This is a genomic window from Nocardia salmonicida NBRC 13393, from assembly GCF_001613085.1.
Classification (GTDB): domain Bacteria; phylum Actinomycetota; class Actinomycetes; order Mycobacteriales; family Mycobacteriaceae; genus Nocardia; species Nocardia salmonicida.
Map to the genome: position 1 here is coordinate 129,348 of NZ_BDBR01000031.1, position 15,275 is coordinate 144,622.

At 67.9% G+C, this 15,275-nt stretch carries 14 protein-coding genes; 6 read left to right on the forward strand and 8 right to left on the reverse strand.

From position 1 onward, the window contains the following. Positions 1-48 precede the first annotated feature (48 nt). Entirely contained in the window at positions 49-564 is a 516-nt protein-coding gene (gene msrA, locus NS1_RS26415) for a peptide-methionine (S)-S-oxide reductase MsrA (protein WP_056816640.1), read from the reverse strand. A gap of 166 nt (positions 565-730) precedes the next feature. On the opposite strand from msrA, the gene NS1_RS26420 reads away from it, so the two are divergent. From NS1_RS26420 to NS1_RS26435, 4 genes are all read left to right on the forward strand, one after another. Then, entirely contained in the window at positions 731-1,201 is a 471-nt protein-coding gene (locus NS1_RS26420) for a carboxypeptidase-like regulatory domain-containing protein (protein ID WP_157125387.1), read from the forward strand. Between the two features lie 111 nt (positions 1,202-1,312). After that, entirely contained in the window at positions 1,313-3,268 is a 1,956-nt protein-coding gene (locus NS1_RS26425) for a GMC family oxidoreductase (protein WP_062988704.1), read from the forward strand. A 178-nt stretch (positions 3,269-3,446) separates the two neighbouring features. After that, positions 3,447-3,914 carry a MarR family winged helix-turn-helix transcriptional regulator gene (locus NS1_RS26430; protein WP_062988776.1) on the forward strand — a complete coding sequence of 156 codons (468 nt, stop codon included), beginning with the start codon at positions 3,447-3,449 and terminating at the stop codon, positions 3,912-3,914. Between the two features lie 128 nt (positions 3,915-4,042). Further along, complete coding sequence (locus NS1_RS26435; protein ID WP_062988706.1) at positions 4,043-5,506, forward strand: MFS transporter; 1,464 nt, start codon at positions 4,043-4,045, stop codon at positions 5,504-5,506. Here NS1_RS26435 and NS1_RS26440 read toward each other — a convergent pair. The 6 genes from NS1_RS26440 to NS1_RS26465 all read right to left on the reverse strand — a co-directional run bounded on the left by NS1_RS26440 (position 5,503) and on the right by NS1_RS26465 (position 12,728). Beyond that, a complete protein-coding gene (locus NS1_RS26440; protein WP_062988708.1) occupies positions 5,503-5,877 on the reverse strand; it encodes a DUF742 domain-containing protein in 375 nt (124 codons plus the stop codon). The genes NS1_RS26435 and NS1_RS26440 overlap by 4 nt on opposite strands. Then, a complete protein-coding gene (locus tag NS1_RS26445) occupies positions 5,874-7,853 on the reverse strand; it encodes a sensor histidine kinase (RefSeq protein WP_255284696.1) in 1,980 nt (659 codons plus the stop codon). The genes NS1_RS26440 and NS1_RS26445 overlap by 4 nt, the downstream gene beginning before the upstream one ends. A gap of 225 nt (positions 7,854-8,078) precedes the next feature. Then, the gene (locus NS1_RS26450) at positions 8,079-9,386 is read right to left on the reverse strand and encodes an AAA domain-containing protein (RefSeq protein WP_157125388.1); all 1,308 of its coding nucleotides are present in this window, start codon (positions 9,384-9,386) and stop codon (positions 8,079-8,081) included. Further along, positions 9,383-10,864: a hypothetical protein gene (locus NS1_RS26455; RefSeq protein WP_062988714.1), complete on the reverse strand. Its 1,482-nt coding sequence runs from the start codon at positions 10,862-10,864 to the stop codon at positions 9,383-9,385. The genes NS1_RS26450 and NS1_RS26455 overlap by 4 nt, the downstream gene beginning before the upstream one ends. Next, the gene (locus tag NS1_RS26460) at positions 10,861-11,946 is read right to left on the reverse strand and encodes a hypothetical protein (RefSeq protein ID WP_062988715.1); all 1,086 of its coding nucleotides are present in this window, start codon (positions 11,944-11,946) and stop codon (positions 10,861-10,863) included. Before NS1_RS26460 ends, NS1_RS26455 begins: the two co-directional genes overlap by 4 nt. After that, positions 11,943-12,728 (reverse strand): hypothetical protein, encoded by a 786-nt coding sequence (locus NS1_RS26465; RefSeq protein WP_062988717.1) that lies wholly within the window; start codon positions 12,726-12,728, stop codon positions 11,943-11,945. Before NS1_RS26465 ends, NS1_RS26460 begins: the two co-directional genes overlap by 4 nt. Positions 12,729-12,865: 137 nt before the next feature. On the opposite strand from NS1_RS26465, the gene NS1_RS26470 reads away from it, so the two are divergent. Then, positions 12,866-14,374, forward strand: a complete 1,509-nt coding sequence (locus NS1_RS26470; RefSeq protein WP_062988719.1) for a leucyl aminopeptidase — start codon at positions 12,866-12,868, stop codon at positions 14,372-14,374. Here the strand turns inward: NS1_RS26470 and NS1_RS26475 are convergent, their stop codons facing one another. Further along, complete coding sequence (locus tag NS1_RS26475; protein ID WP_056816674.1) at positions 14,375-14,725, reverse strand: hypothetical protein; 351 nt, start codon at positions 14,723-14,725, stop codon at positions 14,375-14,377. It abuts the gene before it with no gap. Between the two features lie 232 nt (positions 14,726-14,957). Here NS1_RS26475 and NS1_RS26480 point away from each other — a divergent pair. Then, positions 14,958-15,275, forward strand: a 318-nt coding sequence (locus NS1_RS26480; protein WP_303753107.1) for a biotin/lipoyl-containing protein, incomplete at its 3' end; no start/stop codon positions are given.

Below are 15,275 nucleotides of genomic sequence, written 5' to 3' on the forward strand. Positions count from 1 at the left end.
CGACGTCACGGTCACGCCGACACAGCCGATCATGACATATGGAAAACGCTACTTGTCGGTGTTCTCGCGCTTCGGGAGTTTCCAGCCGGGGCGCGGAAAATGGCAGGTGTAGCCATCGGGGTAGCGAATCAGGTAGTCCTGGTGCTCGGGCTCGGCATCCCAGAACGCACTCGCCGGGGTCACCTCGGTGACGACCTTGCCCGGCCACAGGCCGGAGGCGTCCACATCCGCGATGGTGTCGAGCGCGATACGGCGCTGATCGTCGTCGAGATAGAAGATCGCGGAACGGTAACTGTCACCGAGATCGTTGCCCTGCCGATCCTTGGTGGTCGGATCGTGGATCTGGAACAGGAACTCGAGCAGCGCGCGGTAGTCGGTCTGCGCCGGGTCGTATTCGATCTCCACGGCCTCGGCGTGGCCCGGATGATTGCGGTAGGTCGGATTGTCGTTGGTTCCGCCGGTGTAGCCGACCCTGGTGGCCAGCACGCCGGGCTGACGACGGATCAGATCCTGCATGCCCCAGAAGCATCCACCGGCCAGAATCGCCTTACGAGTGTCGCTCACACATCCTCCTTCATAGGGCTCAACGGTCGCACAAATCGGCCACAACCGCCTCTATGGAACACCGGTTTCAGCGTCGGAATTCCCGTCAGTATTGTTCCGCCCAGCGTTACCTCAGCAATGTCCACGTGCACTTTCATGTCAGGCGAAGCAGGAGGAATACGGCGCAATGCCACGGTTTGTCATTTCCCAGTGTTTGGCGATCGGATTGGCGGCAACAGCTCTGATGGGGACGGCGGTGGGCAGCGCGGGGGCGCATCCCGGTACCGACGACACGATCGCGCAGAACGCGGCGCCCTGCGAGGAGTTACGACAGGCACGTCAGAACAACCAGGGAGTCCGCGCGGCGACCCCGGCTGCGGGCCAGATCGACGCGGTGTTGATCACCGCGACGACCCGTACGCCGATCGCGGGCGGAAGGATCGTCCTCACCGGCATCGACGCGTGCGGCGACAACATCCACCGGCACATGTCCACCGGCGCCACCGGCCAGGTGAGTTTCCGCGGACTGCTACCCGGCCGCTACCAGCTCACCGCATACCGCAGCGACTCGTCGGCGAAGTCGATCACCAGGGCTGATGTCGACCTGTCGACGCCCTCGCTCAAAACGATCCAGTTCACCGCGGGCTCCGCCGACTGATCGAGGCGGGCGGGCCGGGCACTCGCTGCCCAGCCCGAAACCCGATGACCCCAGCGCGGTCGCGTGTCCCGTGATACAACTCACCCCAGAATGAAAAGGGGTGGTTTCCGCATGGAACCGACAGCCGAACAGCGGGCCGCGCTGGGCATGATCTGCGATACGTTTCTCCCTGGCGGCGGGCCCGGATTGCCCGCCGCGACCGAGATCGGCGCGGTCGATACGATCTTCCGCATCCTGGGGCGCAATCCCCGCGAAGCCGAGCAGAAGCAGCTGGCAACGCTGTTGGGGCTCTGGGATTCTCGTGCGTTCGGGCTGATCACGGGCAGTGGCCTTCGCCGGTTCTCCACGCTCTCGCAGGAGCGACGCGAGGCCGCCCTGCTTCGCCTGGCCGATTCCGGCCTCGCCCCGGCCCGAGCGATCTTCCAGGCCCTCAAACAAGCGTCTCTGCTCGCCTACAACGTGAGCCCCGGCCCCACCGGGGCCAACCCGCTGTGGAAGGAGATCGGTTACCCGGCGCCGGTGGGCCGCCTCGCGACCGCCCCGAAGCCGCCGCTGTCCCCACTGCGGTTCACCGAAGCCACCGCGCTCGACTGCGACGTCGTCGTGGTCGGCTCCGGCGCCGGTGGTGGCGCCGCGGCGGCGGTACTGGCCGAAGCGGGCCTGGACGTGATCGTGCTCGAACGCGGAAACTACTACGACGACCAGGATTTCGGCAACGGCGAACTCGACGCGCTGACCAGCCTGTACTCACCCGGTCCCGCCGCATCGGCGGAAGGCCAGATCACCCTCGTCGCGGGTAGCTGTCTGGGCGGCGGCACCGTGGTCAACTGGAGCACCTCGCTGCCGACACCCGACTCGGTGCGCGCCGAATGGGCCGAGTCCGGCGTTCCGCAGTTCGCCTCCGACGAGTTCGGCGACGCGCTGGCCGCCGTGCAGAAGCGGATCAGCGTCACCGACGCCAAATCGCCGCTCTCGGCGCGCGACGGCATTCTCGAGCGCGGCGCGCGTGCGCTCGGCTGGGATGTGGATACCCTGCCGCGCAACGTCAGCGATGCCTGCGACGCCGGGATCGAGTGTGGACGTTGCGGTTACGGCTGCCGCGTCGGCGCCAAGCAGTCGGCGACCAAGACCTGGCTCGCCGATGCGGCCGAGCACGGCGCGCGCCTGGTGGTCGACGCCGACGTCCGCGCGATCACCGTGAAAGCGGGCCGGGCCGAATCGGTGTCGGCGGTCACCGCCTCCGGGGTCGAGATCACAGTGCGCGCCAAGGCGGTCGTGGTCGCCGCGGGCGCCATCCAGACGCCGGCGCTGCTGCGACGATCCGGCTTGCGCAACAAGAACATCGGACAGCACCTGCGCCTGCATCCGGCCGCCGCGGTGTTCGGATTGTTCGAAGAGGAGATCCGGCCGTGGGAGGGCGCGCTACAGGCCCGTATCAGCAGGCACCACGCGAACCTCGACGGCAACGGGTACGGCGTCATCTACGAGACCGGCCCCAACCACCCCGGCCTGGCGACCGGGTTCATGAGCTGGCGCGGTGCGGACGAATATCGCACCCGGCTGCTCGATTTCGCGCGAACGAGCTCGGTCGGCGTCATCACCCGCGACCGGGATCCCGGCACCGTTTCGATCGACAGCAGCGGTGAACCGGTCGTGAAGTACAAACTGTCCGACTACGACGCCAAGCATCTGCACACCGGCATCGTCGGCGCGGCCTCGGTGCTCGAAGCCGCGGGCGCGCGACAGATCTACTCGGGACATCAGGCGGGCGTTTCGTTCGAGCCGGGTACGCGCGGCTCGCTGGCGGAGTTCGGCGCCGCCGCCGAGAAAGCGGGCTACGGACCCGGCCAGTGTTCGATGGGCGCCCTGCACATCATGGGCTCGGCCAGGATGGGCGGCACGCCGGAGCTCTCGGCGACCGATCCGGACGGTGCCACCTGGGATGTGCCGAACATCGTGGTGGCCGACGGGTCGAGCTTCCCCACCGCACCCGGCGTGAACCCGATGGTCAGCATCGAGGCGATCGGGTACATGAACGCGAAACGGCTCGCGGCCCGGCTGAGCTGAGACCCGCGCCGCCGACGCCCCCGTGCGTCGGCGGCGCGACCGTGCCGATCACATCGCATCACACGCTGAAAACCGGGTGATGCGGTGCTCCGATGTGTAGTGGACACGTAATGTGGTCGGTACATATGTGGAGGATCCGCCCGTGGCCGGGCAGGTGCGAAATCGCGAAAGGGCTGAGATGGACAAGGCGACCCAGTTGGTCGAGTTCGAGACCATGCTTCTCGGCCGTCACAGTCTGCGGTCGCGCCGTGGGCCCGACGCCATGGACCGCAGCGCCTATATCCTGCTGAGCCGGCTGCGGATGGGTGGACTGATGTCCATCGGGCAGCTCAGTGACGCACTGGGTTTGGACGCCTCGACGCTCAATCGGCAGACCGCCGCCATGATGCGGGCCGGAGTGCTCGAGCGGATTCCGGATCCCGAGGGCGGAATGGCGCGGAAATTTCGGGTCACTTCCAAGGGCGAGCGCCGGTTGAACGCCGAACGGGCCTTGATCGTCGACGCTCTGGATTCGATCCTCGCCGACTGGCCCGCCGAGGATATCGCCGCGTTCGTCGGCTACCTGCGACGATTCAACACCGACATCGAACGCCGGTCGGGCGAGTACTGGCCACGGCCGCTCGCGACTCTGTCTGCGGATCACTAGCGCCACTGCGACCGACATCACGATCCTTCGATCGAGTTCACATCCCCAGAGATATGCACTATACACAACTAATGCAGTATGCATATCTTGTGCTCTGTACATAACTTGCTGGTCGACAGGAGCGGTACGTGGGGATTTCGGAGAAGACGGCCAGGCCCGGAGTGGTCGTGGGCGTACTCGCCTTCGGCGGCACCGTCGCCGCGATTACGCAGACGGCGGTGGTGCCGATCATCGGGCAACTTCCGGGACTGCTCCACACCAGCGCGGCGAACGCGTCCTGGGTGATCACGGTGACGCTGCTCGTCGGAGCGGTGTTCACTCCCGTCGCGGGCAAGCTCGGCGACCTCTACGGAAAACACCGCATGCTGCTGGTCTCCGGCGGATTCCTGATCGTGGGCGCCGCGGTCGCCGCCATGTCCTCCTCGCTGGTCCCCATGTTGATCGGGCGTGGAATCCAGGGCATGGGGGTCGGCTTGATTCCGTTGGGCATCAGCCTGATGCGCGATGTGCTGCCCGCCGAGCGGCTCGGTTCCTCGATCGCGCTCATGAGCGCCTCGCTCGGCGTCGGTGGCGCGTTGGGTCTGCCGGTGTCGGCCGCGGTCGCGCAGTACGCGAGCTGGCGGGTCCTGTTCTGGGCCGCGGCGGCGCTGAGCGCCCTGATCGTGGTGCTCATCGCGACCCTGGTTCCGGCCGAGTCGAAGCGCGGTGACGCGGGCGGACGGTTCGACTTCGTCGGTGCGGTGGGACTCGGCGCGGGACTGGTATTCCTGCTCCTTCCGGTGTCGAAGGGCGCCGGGTGGGGCTGGACCAGCGCCACGACGCTCGGACTGTTCGCCGCCTCGGTGGTGACGCTGGCCGCGTGGGGGTGGTGGGAAATGCGGACTTCCGACCCGCTCGTCGATCTGCGCACCACGGCGCGACCGCAGGTGCTGCTGACCAACGCCGCATCCGTGCTGGTCGGCTTCGCCATGTACGGCCAGGCGCTGATCGTGCCGCAGTTGATGCAGTTGCCCTCGGGCACCGGCCACGGCATGGGACAAACCATGCTGGGTATGGGTCTGTGGATGGCGCCGGGCGGCTTGATGATGATGGCGCTGTCACCGGCGGGCGCGAAACTGTCGGCCGCGCGCGGACCCAAGGTCACCCTCGCGGTCGGGGCGCTGATCATCGCCCTCGGCTATGGCTCGTCGGCCGTGCTGATGGGGTCGACCTGGGGCCTGATGACGATGGTCTGCATCACCAATATCGGTGTCGGCCTGGCCTACGGCGCCATGCCCGCCCTGATCATGGGCGCGGTCCCGCTGTCGGAAACCGCCTCCGCCAACAGCATCAATACGCTGATGCGCTCGCTCGGTACGTCGGTCTCGGCCGCCGTCGTCGGTGTGGTGCTGGCCAATATGACGACCGACTTCGCCGGGCACGCGGTGCCTTCGGAGGCCGGTTTCCATGTCGGCCTGCTGATCGGCGCCGCGGTAGCGCTCGGGGCGGCGGGTATCGCCCTGACCATTCCGCGCCGAGCGGCCGAGCCCACCGATCTCGATACCGAACTCGCGACACTGCCGACGCAGCCGGTGTCGGTGGCGAAAGCCTAGGACCGTTTGATCCCGGCGAGCACCGCCCGTAGGACGTCCAGGTCCGGGGCGGTGGTCAGCTGGTTCCGGGGTGCCCGGGCGCGGAGTCGGCCCTCGTCGATCAGGTCGCCGATGAGGATCTTCGTCGTGGTCAGCGGCAGGTGCAGGTGAGCGGAGACCTCCGCGACCGACAGCGCGGTGCGGCACAACTCGACGATCGCGTCGTATTCGGGCGCGAGCAAGCGTGAGCGCACGCCCGAGCGCGCATCGACGAGCAGGGTGGTGAGCTCGAGGTCGAGGCGCTGCGCCTTCGCGCGCCCGCCGGTGACGGCGTAGAGGCGAACCAGCGGGCTCGCCTCGTCCTCGTACCAGTGTTCGCGATCGTCGCTCATGGTCTCGGCGAGACGGCGGGGAACTGACCCGAGATCGCCGACTCGGGATCGCTCGCTTCGGCCAGCGCCGTCGGGATCAGCACCACCACTCGCACGCCGCCGTACACCGATTCCGACATCCGCACCGAGATGCCGTGTCTGCCCGCCAGCGTGGCGACGACGAACAAGCCCAGCCGTGAAGTGCCGGCCAGCGTGCCGACACTGAAGGCGGGCGGATCGGCCAGCATCGCGTTGCGTTGCGCCAGATCGGCTTCCGGCATGCCGAGACCCTGATCGACGATCTCCACCGCGACACCGCGACCGACCACGATCCCCGACACCGAGACTTGGGTCTCGGGTGGGGAGAAGGCGGTCGCGTTGTCCATCAGCTCGGCGAGCAGGTGGATCACGTCGGCGACGGCATGCCCGGAGATCTTCACCTGCGGCATCTGCTTGGCCGCGATCCTGGTGTAGTCCAAGCTTTCCGCGATCGCGCCACGCACCAGATCGATCAGCGGGACCGGATTGCGCCACCGACGACCCGGCTGTTCACCGCCGAGGATGATGAGGTTCTCGGCGTTGCGCCGGGCGCGGGTGGCGAGATGATCGAGCTGGAACAGCAGATCGAGCTGATCGGCGTTGTTCTCGTCGCGCTCGGCACGGTCGAGCAGGGAGAGCTGGCGGTGCACCACCACCTGGCTGCGGTGCGCGATATCGAGGAAGACCGTGCTGATCCCCGCCTTGGTCTGTGCCTCTGCGACAGCGGCCGACATCGCGGCGACGTGGGCGCGGTTGAACGCCGCGGCGACCTGGCCGAGCTCGTCGGTGCCGAAGTCCAGCTGCGAGCCCTCGGTCGAGGTGTCGACGGTCTCACCGGCCTCGACCTTGCGCATCACCTCGGGCAGACGCTCATCGGCGAGCTCGAGGGTGTCGCGGCGCAAGCGGTGCATCCGGGCGATGAATCGGTTCGCCATCACCAACGCGACGAGGAAGGCGGCCACCGCGGCCAACGCGATCAGCGCACCGCCGAGCAACGCGCTGTCGGAGTCGCGTTCACCCTGCTGCCGGGCGATCACGTGGGCGTCCCCGCTCTGGTCCTCCCACAGTTTCTGCAGAGCCAGGCCGACGAACTTCGACGCGTCCTGCCATTGCGCCAAACTGCTCGGAAGTTCCGTCTCCGGGTCCTTCGCGGACACCGGTCCGCGCAACAGCAGCGCGTCCTGCATCGCGATCACCAGCTGCCACTGCGGACTCGCGGTGATCTCCGACAGTTGCGCCAGGCGGCGGCCTTTCAGCACCCCCGCGGAATAGGCGGCCTCACCACGGAATTCGCCGACCCGACGGCCGAAATCGACCACCTCGGCACTGCTCATCTTCCCCGTGGTCAACGCGACAGAACCGAGAGTGTCGGCCTGCGACAGTGCCTCGGCCGCACGCAGCTGGTCGACGGCGTAGCCCAGTTCGATACCGACCTTCGCCTCCGGGGCGACCCGGGCGGCCAGCATCGAGGCGGCGATGATCGTACTGATCACCCCGGTGTACAACGCGAACACTTCCTCGGGGGGAATCCGCGTAGCTTCGACGCCGTTGCGCACGACCGGCACCATGGCGAAGAGTTTGTTGTAGCCCTCGATATCCTCGCGGGAACCGTCGGGGTTCAGCGCGCGAGCGGCGTCGCCTTTCGCGATCACCGCGGCGAGCGCCTCATCGGAGCGCTGTTTGGCGGTGACCAACGCGGGAGCCGTCGACATGTCACCGGCCAGCCGCAGCAGCGAAAGTCTGCGCTCTTCCTGGAATGCCGACACCATGAGGATCGCGGGAGCGGTGGTACTGCTCGCCAATTCGGCCCATTCGGTGGAATCCCTGGCCGAATTCACCAGATAGACGGCGCCGCCACCACCGACCACCAACAGCATCACGCTGGAGATGAGCACCATCGACAGCAATCGGATACGCACACTGACCCGGCCACGAACACCGGTACGCCTGATATTCAAATCTGAAATCTTTCCACTCCCCGGAACGCCCCCGGCGCGCCGCTACGAGCTGGTGCCGTTGGTGGGCCACCCGCCACGCGTGTCTCGCCGTGAGACTAACCGACTACCCGACCGTGCGCGTGATCTCGCCGGATGTCGAAACATACGATGTATCAGGCAAACCTGTAGCTTCCGACACAATTCCCCCTCCACTCTTTGGAGAAGGACACCCGCCCCGCCACGGCGCTAGTGTGCCGCCGCCGCACGAACACGGTGGCTCGACAGGTGGCTCAACACCGCCTGATTCGCCTCCCAACCGTCGGGGAATTTCACCGGGACCCCGAGATGGACCGGGTCGGCGGAGGGGTGGGCGTCGAGGAGTTCGGGGATTCCCGCGCGGCCGACGAGGATGCAGGCGTGGCGGTGCCGGGAGGCCAGCACGCAGAGCCTGCCCGCCTCCAGATGGAAGGCACTGGCGTCGCGTCGGCCCGAAAGCGGGTGCAGCACAAGGGTGACGTCGTATTCACGGCCCTGGAGGCGGTTGGCGGTGTCGACGGTGACGGGTTCGGCGCAGGTGCCGCGCAGGGCGGTGCGGATCGCGTCGGCCTGGTCGCGGTGCGCGGTGCCGATCGCGACCCGTTCGGTGGTCACGGGGTGGCTGCCGGATTCGGAGTGGGCGTTCGCGCCGCGTTCGATCAACCGGGCCGCGATCGCGGCGATCGCGGCAACGGCTTCACGGTCGGTGCGCAGGGTGTGCCGGGCGGGCAATTCGTACCAGCCCCAGCCCGATTCGGCGGCCTCCTCCAGCACCGCGTCGATCGGGCCGCCCATGCCGCGGGTCGTGAAATCCATGCGCCGGTCGCCGAATCCGGTGCCCGACTGGAATTCGGTGAAGGGGTAGAACGCCTTCGACACCACCGGCGCCGCGGTAGCGGGCAGTCGCCATGACACCGGCAGCCGGTGGGTGGGGATGTTGTCGTTGTTGGCCAGCATCACGCTCACGGCGCTCATCGTCGGATCCCAGGTGAGCCCGGCCCAGCGCGCCGTCTCGACGGTCGCGAACGGATCGAGCTGTCCCGGGTCGCCCACGAACAGCCCACGATCGAAGCGATTCGCGATGCGCAACAGCATGTCCGAGCGCATCTGGTACGCCTCGTCGATGATCGCGTGCGACCAGCTGCCCTCGGTGATGGTGGCCCACTTGGCCGCGGTGCCGATGACGATGGTGCGGTCCTCGAGATCGCCCGGCTGCTTGGCGACCCGGACATTGCCGTGCCGGTCGACCCGGTCGCTCACCACGTAGGCGGCGCTGGAGAGCCGTCCGATCCGCAGCGCGGGGTCGGCGACGGCCAAGCGGTCGATGAGGTCGTCGACCTGTTCGTTGGTCTGGGCGACGATCATCCGCTGATCGCCGTCCTCGGCGAGCTGGCGGGCCGCGCGCACCACCAGCGTCGATTTGCCCGCGCCCGGCGGGGAGTCGACCACGATCGCGCGATGGCTCTCGTCGCGCAGGTCGGTGAGAATTCCCGCGACGGCCTCGTCCGGCGTGGTCACTGGATTTCCTCCCCTTCGTCGTCGGTAGGCGGCGTCCATTCCGGTGGCGGACCACCGTGGGTCCACGGAGTCTCTTCGCGCGCGGGCAGATTCAGCATCCCGTTGAACGGCGTGGGTTTGAAGCGGGCGAAACCGAGGTCCTCGCCCTCCTCCGGCACGCTTCCCGGTTCGGCGACAAGTTTGCGCCCCATCCCACCGGACAGTTCGAGAACCATGCTGTCACCGTCGATGTCGACAACCAGCCCGGTCTGCTTCGGCCGTTCGACGCAGGTCAGTTCCTCGCCGACCACCGCGATGAACGGATCGGTGGTGCGAATATGAATGTGCGGGCGCAGTTTCGGACGCGACCCCGAACGGTCGAGACGCTCCGGTTCACTGTGCACGACGGTGCCACGGAAGGCGGCGCCGCTCACCCGATGTTCGAGCATGCGCAGCGGATCGTCGAAAGCGCACTGGGCCTGTAGCGCTTCCGAGGCCCGTTCACGCTCCAGCAGCCTGCGCACCGCGGGAACGGCGGAATCGCGGCGGGCCTGCGGAACACCTTCCGCGACATCGGCGGCGAAGCGGGAGAACGCACCGCGATCATCGGTCCACCGATTCTCGACGCTGGCGCCTTCCGGCAGCGCGCTCAGCAGCTCGATCGAGCGCCACATCAGCTGCCAGGTGGGTTCGAGCTGTCCGCGCAGGGAACGCTCGAGTCGTTCGGCCGCGACAGCTCTGGCCGACTCGTCGAGTGCGGCGTTGTAGGCGGCGATCAACGGCGCGAGTTCTTCGTTGTCGAATCCGGGATCGGTGGCCGGGCCCGCGGGCGGCGACAGCAGCGGATCCTCCGCCAGGGCAGCGGCTTCCGCACCACTGAGCCCGGCAGGCGGATCGATCCAACCGAGCAGCGCCGCGAGATTGCCGTCTTCGAGGGTGGACTGACCCGACGCCCAATGGGACGACAGCGCCGCCGTCATCGCGGGCAGCACCGCCGAACCGGGATGTTCGGCCCGATCACCGAACCAGGTGAGCCACCGCCCGAGCAGCGGAATCGATGCCGGCACCGGGTTGTCCCCGTCGACCCGGTGAAACCGCACCGAACGTCCCAGCAGCTTCAGGAAATTCACGCCGCCGGGGTTGGGCGTCCACATCTGCGGTGCGTCCAGACACCGGGTGTAGGTCTCGCCCGCCTTGCTGGTGAGCTCCTCCGTCTCGACGAGAAAGGTCGACAGATAGGGCAGCACCACATCGGCCAACTGCTCGATGAACCGCAATCGCAGCACCCGGTCGCGGGGCTGCGGCACCGTCAATACGTTCTGGTCCCCGGGTGAGGTGCCGATCATGATCGCCACCGGCGCCGCCGCCTCCCCCGCCAACCGCAACGGCACCGCGACCAATGGCCGCTCGGCGAGATGGATGTGGCGCACTGCGGCGGTCGCCTGCGCGCGGCCCGCCCGCACGGCCTCGGCCTTGGCCAGGGCCGCCAGCACGCTCATCCGGCGATCTCCCACCGCAGCCGATGGGCGGTCCGCAACATGGCCGTGATGTCGGCGTGCTCGGGGCCGGGTTCCAGGGTGCCGTCGGCCAGGCCGAGGACGGTGTGGATGTTGTCGATGCCACCGACCACATCACACACCCCACGACCGAGCGCGTCCACCGAACCGCAGGTGCGCGCCTCGTCGCGGCAGGCGAACGCGAGCTCACAACTCGACATGCACTCGGGCGCGTAGCGAGCCGGAATGGCGGCGATCGTCTTCTCGAGGTTCTCCCCCGGCGCGAAGGTGGCCTCCGGCGGCAACAGGTCGAGCAGATCGGGAATCGCGGTGAGCCTGGTCAATTGACGCGAGACGACCGCGAGCTGCTTGCGCAGATCGACGAGTTCGGCCGTCGGACGATTCGAGAAGTCCTTCGCGCACACCAGAATCACATTGTGCGACACGAGCTCCGGTGACTCGCCGATCTCGGCCATCAACTCGCGCAGGGCGATCACATACACCGCGGACTGACGCGCGGCCGCCGCCACCTGCGCCGGATCGGCCTGCCCGTCGATAACGGGGAAGGCCTTGACCTCCACCACATGGAACTTGCCGTCCAACTGCACGGCCACCACATCGGGTTCGAGATAGGCGGTGGCGCCGGCGATATCGAGCCGCAGCATGGGGTGATCGAACAGGGTGCCGTCGCCCGTCGCGATCGTGCTCTTCAACAATTGCCTCGTGCGTTGATAGCGCACCGCGTTACCGGTGTTCTCCCCCACCGAATTCAGGTCGTGGTAGGCGACTTCGGGAATCGTGAAACCCAGTTTGTCGCGCAACAACGCGAGCAGTTCCGCGCAACCGTTCGCCTTGACCATCGCCTCGAAAGCATTACCGCGCGTGATGGCGAACTGGGACTGACCGAATTGTGGTGGGAATCCCAGCGATTGGGCGATCACGGTTTTGTCCACCGCGGCCGCGTCGAGCAGGGCGCGGCGGGCACATCCGGGGTTGGCCGTCAGCGCGGCGATGGTGCGGGCATTGTGTCTGGTCGCGGGGGCTTCACCGCGCAACTGGTCCAACTGTGCTGCGAGAGTGTTCATTCCACCTCGATTCGTCGCCGATCGGCTACGCCGAGCCGAACACCGAATAGTTGTGCGGCCGGATCCGCCAGCTGATCCGCCGCCCGTCGCGCGGCCGCGGACCGTTGCCGCGCGTCCTCGTCCTCGTGCACCGCGAGCTCACGCCGTGCGGCCTCGATCACCTTCGCCGGGTCGAGTGAATCCGGGGCACTGGAGATGCCAGGAATCGATACGGCGAGCCGCCACAGTACGCGCAATCCGGACGTTTCCCCCGCAGGCTGCGCCGAAAGGTGTTCAGCCAAGCGAATAGCCGACACCAGCAGCCCCACCCGCGGACTCAACGGACCGACCATCCGCCGTTCCAGTGGCCACGAACTCACCGCCATCAACCCACGGGCGGGGGCGAGCAGATCGGTGGTGAGCGCCGCGCACAGGTAGTACGGGCGCGCGTACGGCGCCGACCGGAAGGAACGTTCCTCGTCGCGCCGCAGACTGGTCAGCCGGGCGGGCAGCAGCTCGCCGGAAAAGAACGCGTCATGCGTGGCGAGCACCAATTTCGGCGAAGACGGCACCGACAGCAAGGTCAACGCGCGATGCACGTGTTCACGCACCGGTACCCCCGGCGCCTCCGACGGCTCTTCCGGAATCGACCCGAGAACCGCCGCGTCCCACGCCGATTCGGCCCGACGCAATTCCGCGCGCAATTGCCGAGCCCCGGCCCGATCCCCACCGGCAGCGGCCCGCCGCACCTCGGCCCGCAAACCGGAGATGCGCACCTCCAGCTCTTCGGCCGAGTCCGTCACGAGTCGGAGCGTATCCACAGCTACCAGTATTGTCCAGTAAATCCCAGTATTTACGGGACGGCTGAACGAACGCACCGCACACCCGCACACCCGGACTCGTGATGCGAGCACCGATAGCGACCGAATAACCTGGGGCAATGACCGCAGTCGCAGATCGTTCACTCGGACCAGAATTGGCGCGCACCGAAACCATCGCCCCCGACACCGACGTGCTGGTGATCGGGTTGACGTCGTCGGAGAACGGCCCCGCCATCGTCCCCGCCGACCTGTTCGGCGACGTGCTCACCGCCGAGGTCCGCGCGGAACTGCTGGACGCACTCGGCGCGGTCGGCGCCAAGGGTAAGCCGGAGGAACTCACCCGGGTGCCCGCGCCGTCTGCCCTGGCCGACGTCACCAGCGTGCTGGCCGTGGGACTCGGCGCGGCCGACAAGGTCGACGCCGAACAGGTGCGCCGCAGCGCCGGCGTCGCCGGGCGCGCGCTCAGTGGCACCGAACTCGTCGCCACCACCCTGTCCGGCATCGATCTCGGTGCCGCGGCCGAAGGTTTCTACCTCGGCGCCTACACCTTCTCCACCTTCAAGTCCAAGAGCGCGCCCAAGCCGGACGAGCGGCCGGTGGTCCGCGTCGAGTTGCTGGTTCCCGAACCGGAATTCGGCACCCTCGAACTGCTGCGCGCCCAGCTGGTCGCCGAGGCCATCGCCACCGCGCGCGATTTCGTGAACACCCCGCCGAGCGCGCTGTACCCCGCCGAGTTCGCCGACCGGGCCCGGGTGCTCGCCGAAGCGGCGGGCCTCGAGGTCGAGGTGCTCGACGAGAACGCCCTCGCCGCAGCCGGTTACGGCGGCATCATCGGCGTCGGCCAAGGTTCCTCGCGACCGCCGCGACTGGTGCGCATCACCTACGCGGGCGGCCCGAAGAAGGTCGCGCTCGTCGGTAAGGGCATCACCTTCGACACCGGCGGCATCTCGATCAAGCCCGCCGCCAACATGGAGAACATGACCTCCGACATGGCGGGCGCCGCGGCGGTCGTCGCGACCGTGCTGCTGGCCGGGCGCCTCGGCCTGCCGGTCACCGTCACCGCGACCGTCCCGATGGCCGAGAACATGCCATCGGCTACCGCACAGCGCCCCGGCGATGTGCTCACCCAGTACGGCGGCACCACCGTCGAGGTCATCAACACCGACGCCGAAGGCCGTCTCATCCTGGCCGACGCCATCGTGCGCGCGGTCGAGGACGAGCCCGACTACCTGATCGACGTCGCCACCCTCACCGGCGCGCAGATGGTCGCGCTCGGCACCCGCACCCCCGGCGTGATGGGCACCGACGAATTCCGCGACCGCGTCGCCGCGATCTCGCGCTCGGTCGGCGAGAACGGCTGGGCCATGCCCCTTCCGGCCGAGCTGCGCGCCGACCTCAACTCCAAGGTCGCCGATCTGGCCAATGTCGCGCCGCACCGCTGGGGCGGCATGCTCTCGGCCGCGCTGTTCCTCAAGGACTTCGTGCCCGAGGGCGTGCAGTGGGCCCACCTCGACGTCGCAGGTCCGGCCTACAACACAGGCGGCCCGTTCGGCTACATCGGCAAGGGCGGCACCGGTGTCCCGGTGCGCACGCTCATCACCGTGATCGAGGAGATCGGCGCGGAGTAGTCACTCCTCCAGCTCGGCTTCGCGAGCCCGCCGCTCCTCGATGCGGCGGCGGGCATCGAAGTCGCGCATGCGTTGCGGGTAGCCGGTGCGGTTGACGTCGTAGACCGGAATCTTCAACGCACCCGCCAACCGGCGCGCACCCTTTTCGCCGACGATGCGGCGGGTCCATTCACCATCCGCGGCCACCAAAACTGCTGTGACATCGGTCACAGTGGTTTTCGGTTCGACGAAGGCTTCGACGCCACGCCGCGTGCGCGCCCAGTCCGCCAGGGCGCTCACCTCCGACGCGCGCTCGCGAGCGCCTGACCTGCTCGCACCGCGCCCACCACGGAAACGATCCAGCAAACCCATCCCGCTCGACCTCCTACATTCCGGCGGAATTCTGCTCACCGCCGTACATTCCATGGTGCCAGCTTCGCCCGGATCGCCGCCCTGCGCTACACCCGCGACGGACGAGTGCAAGGATGGTTGCCGGAACAAGAACCAACGTTTCCCGGGTGCTCCGCCGAGACCGGCGGGGTGGACGAAAGCCGCGACCCGCGACGGATGTCCGCCGGGTACACACTCAGAGGAGTCAGAGGACATGGCCTTCTCCGTCCAGATGCCAGCCCTTGGTGAGAGCGTCACCGAGGGCACGGTGACCAGGTGGCTGAAGCAGGAAGGAGACACGGTCGAGGTCGACGAACCGCTGCTCGAAGTCTCCACCGACAAGGTCGACACCGAGATCCCTTCGCCGACCGCGGGCGTGCTCTCCAAGATCGTCGCCCAGGAAGACGACATCGTCGAGGTCGGCGGTGAACTCGGCGTGATCAGCGATGCCGGCGAAACCCCCGCCACCGCTCCTGCGCCTGCTTCCGCGCCCGCCGCCCCCGAGCCGGCCCCCGAACCCGAGCCCGAGCCC

Bases quoted from the DNA above. Each gene is read 5' to 3' on its own strand.
- NS1_RS26440 (WP_062988708.1), bottom strand. From the start codon at position 5,877: ATGAGCGACGATCGCGAACACTGGTACGAGGACGAGGCGAGCCCGCTG.
- NS1_RS26455 (WP_062988714.1), bottom strand. From the start codon at position 10,864: ATGAGCGTGCTGGCGGCCCTGGCCAAGGCCGAGGCCGTGCGGGCGGGC.
- NS1_RS26425 (WP_062988704.1), top strand. From the start codon at position 1,313: ATGGAACCGACAGCCGAACAGCGGGCCGCGCTGGGCATGATCTGCGAT.
- NS1_RS26460 (WP_062988715.1), bottom strand. From the start codon at position 11,946: ATGAACACTCTCGCAGCACAGTTGGACCAGTTGCGCGGTGAAGCCCCC.
- NS1_RS26470 (WP_062988719.1), top strand. From the start codon at position 12,866: ATGACCGCAGTCGCAGATCGTTCACTCGGACCAGAATTGGCGCGCACC.
- NS1_RS26430 (WP_062988776.1), top strand. From the start codon at position 3,447: ATGGACAAGGCGACCCAGTTGGTCGAGTTCGAGACCATGCTTCTCGGC.
- NS1_RS26475 (WP_056816674.1), bottom strand. From the start codon at position 14,725: ATGGGTTTGCTGGATCGTTTCCGTGGTGGGCGCGGTGCGAGCAGGTCA.
- NS1_RS26420 (WP_157125387.1), top strand. From the start codon at position 731: ATGCCACGGTTTGTCATTTCCCAGTGTTTGGCGATCGGATTGGCGGCA.